Source organism: Phnomibacter sp., assembly GCF_036803085.1.
Lineage (GTDB): Bacteria > Bacteroidota > Bacteroidia > Chitinophagales > Chitinophagaceae > Phnomibacter.
Genome location: NZ_DAIRUZ010000001.1, coordinates 180,018 through 187,150, shown reverse-complemented (window position 1 = coordinate 187,150; position 7,133 = coordinate 180,018). Strand labels below are relative to the sequence as shown.

5 protein-coding genes and 1 pseudogene are annotated in these 7,133 nt (G+C 46.9%); 3 read left to right on the top strand and 3 right to left on the bottom strand.

Annotated elements, in window-relative coordinates; all coding sequences use genetic code 11:
• A pseudogene (locus V7Q13_RS00770) lies at window positions 1-916 on the top strand (hypothetical protein); the annotation flags it as partial.
• A 75-nt stretch (window positions 917-991) separates the two neighbouring features.
• Here the strand turns inward: V7Q13_RS00770 and V7Q13_RS00765 are convergent.
• The gene (locus V7Q13_RS00765) at window positions 992-3,406 is read right to left on the bottom strand and encodes a zinc-dependent metalloprotease (protein WP_333798769.1); all 2,415 of its coding nucleotides are present in this window, start codon (window positions 3,404-3,406) and stop codon (window positions 992-994) included.
• Window positions 3,407-3,591: 185 nt separating this feature from the next.
• Between V7Q13_RS00765 and V7Q13_RS00760 the strand changes: the two genes are divergently transcribed.
• Window positions 3,592-4,230 carry a LolA family protein gene (locus V7Q13_RS00760; protein ID WP_333798768.1) on the top strand — a complete coding sequence of 213 codons (639 nt, stop codon included), beginning with the start codon at window positions 3,592-3,594 and terminating at the stop codon, window positions 4,228-4,230.
• 112 nt (window positions 4,231-4,342) lie between these two features.
• Here V7Q13_RS00760 and V7Q13_RS00755 read toward each other — a convergent pair whose 3' ends face one another.
• Complete coding sequence (locus V7Q13_RS00755; RefSeq protein ID WP_333798767.1) at window positions 4,343-4,906, bottom strand: UbiX family flavin prenyltransferase; 564 nt, start codon at window positions 4,904-4,906, stop codon at window positions 4,343-4,345.
• A 37-nt stretch (window positions 4,907-4,943) separates the two neighbouring features.
• On the opposite strand from V7Q13_RS00755, the gene V7Q13_RS00750 reads away from it, so the two are divergent.
• On the top strand, window positions 4,944-5,477 hold the full coding sequence (locus V7Q13_RS00750; RefSeq protein ID WP_333798766.1) for a thioredoxin family protein: 534 nt from the start codon (window positions 4,944-4,946) through the stop codon (window positions 5,475-5,477).
• A gap of 357 nt (window positions 5,478-5,834) precedes the next feature.
• On the opposite strand, the gene V7Q13_RS00745 is transcribed toward V7Q13_RS00750, so the two are convergent.
• On the bottom strand, window positions 5,835-6,824 hold the full coding sequence (locus V7Q13_RS00745; RefSeq protein ID WP_333798765.1) for a T9SS type A sorting domain-containing protein: 990 nt from the start codon (window positions 6,822-6,824) through the stop codon (window positions 5,835-5,837).
• Window positions 6,825-7,133: the final 309 nt, after the last annotated feature.

The window sequence follows — 7,133 nt, the reverse complement described above, 5'->3', positions numbered from 1 at the left end:
CCCCTCTCCGGTGGAGAGGGGGGCAAAGACAGAAAACGACTTGCTCACCCCCAGCCCCTCTCCGGTGGAGAGGGGGGCAAAGACAGAAAACGACTTGCTCACCCCCAGCGTATCTAATGGGGAGGGAGAAACCTATGAAACAATTTACCTCACCCCCAGCACCTCTCCGGTGGAGAGGGGGGCAAAGACAGCACATTCCCCCGAACTCCAGGCCCTCATCCCCCTCTTCGAGCTGCAAGCCCAACTCTCCCACATCCCCCGCAACAACGAGCTGCTGATAGAGCACCACGAAAGCAAAGAAGGCTTTCACCTGCTGGTGTATCCCTTTGAAGGCCGGGCCGTACACGAAGCCATGAGTGCCATTCTGGCCTACCGCATCAGCCGCAGCATGCCCATCACTTTTTCCATTGCCATGAATGATTATGGCTTTGAACTGCTGAGCGACAAACCCATACCAGTAGACGACAGCAATGTGCATGCGTTATTCAGCACCGACGATTTGTTTTTGGCCATGCAGCAAAGCGCCAACCATGTAGAAATGGCCATGCGCAAATTCAGAGACATTGCCGTGATTGGTGGCCTCATTTTCCAGGGCATGCCCGGTGAACAAAAAAAAGCCCGGCACCTGCAGGCATCAGCATCGCTGATATTTAAAGTGTTCAAAGATTTTGACCCCGACAACCTGCTGCTGCGACAGGCCTATCAGGAAGTGTACGAGCAACAAATGGAAGAAGTGCGGTTGCGGCAAGCCTTGCAGCGCATTCAGCAGCACGACATCATCATTCGCTGGCCCGAAAAATTTACACCACTCTCCTTCCCCATTATTGCCGACGGACTCAACCGCAACAACCTGTCTTCCGAGAATCTGGAGGAACGCATCCGCAAAATGGCAGCAGCGCTGAATGGTAAATGCTGACACAAAAAAGCAAAGCCATCATCATTCATTGATGGCTTTGCAAGAAAATACCTTCTTCTTTTGCAACTGGTATTTCTACCACTCCAAATCACAACCAATAGGCGCACCCGGCGGCGCTTCTTTATGCAAGGTTGGTTTTGCTTTTTCGGGAGCTTTCATTCTGTCGATACCTAATTGATAATGTGCCTTGTCTGCACCTGTGTTTGCTTTTACTTGTTCAGTAAGCCATACTTTCAGGTTTTCTAACGCTTGTTGCAGTTGTGCTTTTACTTCAAAACCATTGTCGTCATTTATGCTGGCACCTAACAAATACGTCAGCAATACCTGCTCCGTTTGATGTTGTATTTGCTTTTCAAAACCAGACTTACGAGGTGCTTTCCAGGTTTGGTCAATCATGTATTGCAATACTTCTTCCAGGCCAAGGCCCACGGTTGTTTGCTGCTGTATCAAGCGGTTCAGCCTTTCGGGGTGAAAGAGGAATGACAGCGGCAAATCGGCGGCTGTTTCTGCAGGTGTTAATCTGTCGAAAGCGAGGCCCGTACGTTTTTTAAACAGCTCTCTGTTGAAATCGTATCCTGCAGGACGAGGTGGAATTAAATTGGCAATGCGTTCAGGAATATTGAGCACTTCGGGCTGCAAAGTTTTCATGATCCCTTCAAGAGCAGCCATTTGTTCTGCTTTAGAAAGTGGCGTATAAATGCTTTGGCCATCGCCACGTAAAGCATAGTTGTAATGCGCACCACCCACCAGTTTGGCTACCGCTTCTACCTGATAGCGATGGTAGAAATACAAGGGCACCAACGCATCTTCTAAAAAGGCCATGGGTGTACCGGGCCGCACATTGTTTTCTCCAAAATTCTCAAGGGCTTTTTGGCGAACCGCCAGCACGTTTTTCAACTCTTCTACCACACTACGGCCATTGTCCCACAGGTGAGCATCTTTATGTAATCCACCAGGAGCTCGGGCATCACGGTCGCTGATGAATTGCAAACCATTTTTTGCAGCAGTTGTGAGAATTGTGTTGAGTACGGTTTGTTCATTTTCGCCGGGAGCCATTTCTCTGTATCCCCAGTTAATGGCTACTTTATCCCAAGCACCAATGCCTTTGTCGTATACCTGACTCATGTCTATTTCACCCTTCGCATTCAGCGTTACCACAGGGTGCGGATAATCCATGACAGAAGCACGGTTGCCTACACTGCTGGCATAGTTGTGCATGAGGCCAATGGTATGCCCCACTTCATGAGCAGAGAGCTGCCGAAGCCTGTCCAGTGCGGCTTTCAGCATAGGATCGTTTGCAGGTAACCCTTTTGCATAAGGAGATAATAATGCGCTAAAAATGAGGTAGTCTTGCCGAACCCGTAAAGAGCCGAGCGTTACATTGCCTTTAATAATTTCTCCTGTGCGGGGGTCTACTACCGAAGCGCCATAACTCCAGCCACGTGTACTGCGGTGCACCCAGTTAATCATGTTGTAGCGAATATCCATGGGATCTGCAGTATCAGGTAATATTTTCACCTGAAAGGCATTGATAAAACCAGCTGCTTCAAAAGCCTGATTCCACCAACTGGCACCTTCGAGCAATGCACTGCGAATGGGTTCTGGTGTTCCATTGTCGAGGTAGTACACAATTGGTTTTACAGCCTCACTTTTCGCCGCTTTTTTGTCTTTCTTTTCCAGGCGATGCCGCACGGCATAAATCTTTTCGATGGGCTCATTCACCGGCGTGGCATAATCATAAAACGACATAGGAATAAAGCTGCTGCGGGCATCAAACACACGGGGCTTATAATTAGCATCGGGCAGTTGCACAAAGCTGTGGTGCATTCGTAGCGTTATGGCTTCATCGCTGGGCGTAACCGAACGCACAAAAGCTCCCGTTTGGCCATCGGTATTGGCAAATGTGATGGTGGTTTCAATTTCGGTATTCAACGGAAAATTGCGGGTATTGGGCAGGTACAACAGCGACCGGTTTTTATCCAACTGATAGCTACCCTGATTGCTACGCCGCAGGGTGTTGGCTACTTTTACTGCATCCCGCAACATGAAATCAGTGGCATCTACCAGCACCCGCTGGCCTGTGGCTGCTTCGGCGGTAAATGCCCACAGCATGCTTTGTGCAAAGGATTGCTCCACGGCCCGTTTTTCAGCAGCATCGTTGCTCACAGCACGGTAGGCATAGTTGGGCTGAATCATCATTATCTTTTTGCCTTGGCGCACAAACCGCACAATTCGCTCCTCTCCCATTTTGCCGCGGTCGAGGCCCACATCATTGCTGCCCAGGCCTGCGGGCAAAGAGGTATTGTACAGCATTTCCTGATTCCACCGACTGATTTCGAGGTAAATTTTACCTGCTTCTTCATCGATGTACATGGGCAGAAAGCCTGGTTTGGCAGCCATGTTTTTTACCTTGTCTTCGATGGCGGGCAGTGTTTGTGCCATTACATTGAGGCTTAGCCCGAGGCAGACCAGCCAAATCCATTTCTTCATCAGCGCTATTTTTAGAGGTTGAAAACTAACCATTAGAAGCCATTTCTATGGTAAAACATTGCCGGCAAACTAGCCCATGATGAAAATTGGAAATGTTTAAATACCTGTAAAAAAATGCTGTGTGTGCAACCTTGCACAGGAAACGGCGTCTGAGGATTACATTTGCCCAGTTTTAAAACCATAACATGAAGCATATTTTATTTGCGATTGCCCTACTCTTAGCCCTGCCCGCTATCAGTCAGAATGACCCTGCCGCCAAGGCACTCCTCGATAAAGTGAGTAAAAAGTTTAAAGGATTAACCACGGTTCAGGGCAGTTACAGCCTGACTGTGACCACCCGTGCCGGCAAGCCAGCAGGCAAAAAATCGGGGCAGATTTTTGTAAAAGGCACCAAGTATAAAATCACCGAGCAAAGCATGCAGATTTTGTGCGACGGCAAAAAAGTATGGAAGTACGAACCAGCTGCCAATGAGGTAAGCGTAAGTGCGGTTGATAATAGCAGCGGTGCCATCACTCCGCAAAAACTCTTTACCAATTTTTACGATAAAGACTTTTTGTACAAGCTCAACGGATCTGCAAATGTAAATGGCAAGAAAGTGCAGGAAATAGAAATGACCCCCACGGATAAGCGGAAATCATTCTTTAAAGTGTATGTGTATATAGATGAAGCGCAGAACATGATTGTGAGCAGCAAGATTTATGAAAACAGCGGCAACATTTACAACTACAGCATCAGCAACCTGAAAACAAATGCAGCCCTCGCCGACAACCTGTTTGCTTTCGACAAAGCCAAGTACCCCGGCGTAGAAGTGATAGAACAATAACGCTTGCAGCTTGCTGCAATAAAAACGGCGGAGGAAGTGTGATGCTTTCTCCGCCGTTTTTAGTAAGGGGCATCATTCGTTGATTGCTTTCTACCATTAAGCCTACCAACCATCAACCTTTGCTACCCCAACGATATGTCTCTTGTTCCAGTCCGATTAAATCAATCAGGCGGTCGGTTACAGTTGCAGCAACCTCTTCTACGGTTTGGGGGCGGCTATAAAACGAAGGCGTACAGGGGCAAATGATGCCGCCAGCCAACGTTACGGTTTCCATGTTTTTAATGTGGATGAGGTTGTAAGGTGTTTCCCGAACGGCGAGAATGAGTTTGCGGCGTTCTTTCAACACCACATCGGCGGCACGGGTTACTAAATCGTTGCTCATGCCTTGCGCAATGCGGCCCAGCGTACCCATGCTGCATGGCACTACCAACATGGTTTTGTAGCGGCCGCTGCCACTGGCAAATGGGGCCATAAAATCGTTGCGGTCGAAATATTGCACCGGATATTGCTCCAGCACATCGCTGCCCAGTTCGTGGCGGGCTACATCAGCTCCATTGGGCGACATTACCACCGCAAGCTCCTCAATCTGACTGCGGAGCAGTACCAGTTTATCCAACAACAATTTGGCGTAAATGGAACCACTGGCTCCGGTTATAGCTACAACAATTTTTTGCATGTGCTTCACTTAGCTTTGTTCAAAATAACAGCATTGCATGCGAAAGGTTTCAATCTGGTTTTTGTTGGCTTTTTTTTATGGAGCAATCCTGTTGCCGTCATTTGCACCTGCCGGGAAAAAAAAGGTGCAATGGCAGCCCGTATCTGCAATGGCAAAGCAGCTGCCTGCCGATGGCAAACCAGTGATTGTGGATGTGTACACCGATTGGTGCACCTATTGCAAACTCATGGATGCAACTACCTGGCAGCACGACTCAGTGGTGCAATACATACATACCAATTACGTGCCTGTTAAACTCAATGCCGAACGCAAAGACAGTGTGCTGTGGGAGGGCGAAGTGTTTCGCTATCAGCCCAAGTATAAAGTGCATCAACTGGCGGTAAAATTATTGAGGGGAAATATGGTGTATCCGTCCACCGTCATTATTCCTGCTAAAGGTGAATGGCAGGTCATTCCCGGTGCCATTAAGCCAAAAGATTTGGAGTTGGTGCTGAAATACTACGGTAGCCGTGCCAATGAGCAAATGGATTTTGTGAGCTATCAGCGGCAGTTTAGCGGGAAATGGAAATGAGTTTTTTACCACGAAGACACTTAGGCGTAAAGAATTTGACCACAGAGGAGATGGAGGTTGGCACAGTGGAACACAAAGTTTTTTTGACCCACCAAGACACGAAGGGGCTAAGGGGCGCAAAATAATACTTCCAGCCTTTCTTATTTTTTGTTCCTCATTTCTTATTGCAGGCAGCTTTACGCCTTTTGCTGTAGGTCTTCCGCCTTCTCAAACACATATTTTTTTTGTTTAATTCGTTTCCTTTCGTCATATTAGCTTCGAATTTTCATAGGATAAGGTAATGGTAAATTAAGAAAGCCCCGCTTAGCGGGGCTTTTCTCTTTCAAACCAAGGATAGTCATATTTTTATGGAAGCGGTTATTGCACCAGTATTGGTTTGGTATACATCTGTTGGTTTGTAACCGCTACTTGCAACTGATACATGCCTGCCGGCAATACGGTGTTGTTTAGGTCTATCTGATAAACAGCTGATGAGCCTTTGTGCAGCAACACTGAACCAGCAACCGGTTGGCCAAGTGCATTGATTAACCGCATCTGATACTTTCCTTCGGCCAAGCCTGCTAACTGCAAATTGAAGCGGCCATTTTGCACCGGCAGCGGATATACTTGTACCATTGCTGTTTGCGAAGCAGGCATAACTAACATTACCTGACTGTATTGTACGTTTCCGTTTTGCAACACAATTTTAATTCGGTAGTAATTGTTGCCTGCAAAAGGCGTGGCATCTGTACATACATACTCGTTAGTGATTCTTCCGCCTTTCCCAAATACTGTGGCCATTTTTTCAAACTGCTGACCGTTACTGCTTCGTTCTACTTCAAATTGTTTCAGGTTGGTTTCATCAGTTGTTTTCCATGAAACGATATTGACTGCTTGCTGACGATACGCTTTGGCGGATAACACATTTACCGGCAATACCAACGGACCTCTGAACACCACCATAAACCTATCGGGTGCATAACTGGCAGGATCTGCCGTAACGCTGAACGGGTATGTATTTACGCCACCGGATAAATCCAATGTTGTTTCGGTGTTCAGGAAATCATCGAGAAGCCTTGCACTCATTGCTAATGAACCCAAATCATCTCCAAACAATTCCAGTGCATAATTTCTTTGTTGCAAATTTTGGATGTTCAGGAATACGGTGTCCCAATAATCTACTTCAGGTCGTGCCTCCCATGCCAGCAATGATCCACGTCTGCTGATAGCTAACTGTTCATTTGCATTTTCAAGTTTTGCAATGTCGTTGCCGTCTGTAATGTCTTTTACATACGTAATATCAAACAATGACATAGCACCATCGAGCAATGAATACGTGCCAGCAGTATTGCCCAACAAATTACTCATGAAAGTAGGTGTTGGTGTTGGCTCTGGCGGAGCAGCATCTAATCTTACACATCATTGAAAAACCAACAATGATGGTAATGAGGTTTTGTACTAAGTGTTACAAAACGTCAAGAAGAAAACAACAGGTGTAAAGTTCAGGAGCAAGCACAGCGGCCATCTATTACTTTCGTCATGCTTTCCTAAGTGAGCCTTGTAATCATTTTTTTACGAAACTGTAAAAGTATGTTTACCACAGGGGTAAAGGAGAATACAGAGAGGCGTACGCAAACCTTTATTGAATCACCAGGGCCTAAAGGATGTAAGGAGCAA

Excerpts from the sequence above, each read along its gene's own strand:
- V7Q13_RS00765 (WP_333798769.1), bottom strand. The coding sequence starts at position 3,406 with ATGAAGAAATGGATTTGGCTGGTCTGCCTCGGGCTAAGCCTCAATGTA.
- V7Q13_RS00760 (WP_333798768.1), top strand. The coding sequence starts at position 3,592 with ATGAAGCATATTTTATTTGCGATTGCCCTACTCTTAGCCCTGCCCGCT.
- V7Q13_RS00755 (WP_333798767.1), bottom strand. The coding sequence starts at position 4,906 with ATGCAAAAAATTGTTGTAGCTATAACCGGAGCCAGTGGTTCCATTTAC.
- V7Q13_RS00750 (WP_333798766.1), top strand. The coding sequence starts at position 4,944 with ATGCGAAAGGTTTCAATCTGGTTTTTGTTGGCTTTTTTTTATGGAGCA.
- V7Q13_RS00745 (WP_333798765.1), bottom strand. The coding sequence starts at position 6,824 with ATGAGTAATTTGTTGGGCAATACTGCTGGCACGTATTCATTGCTCGAT.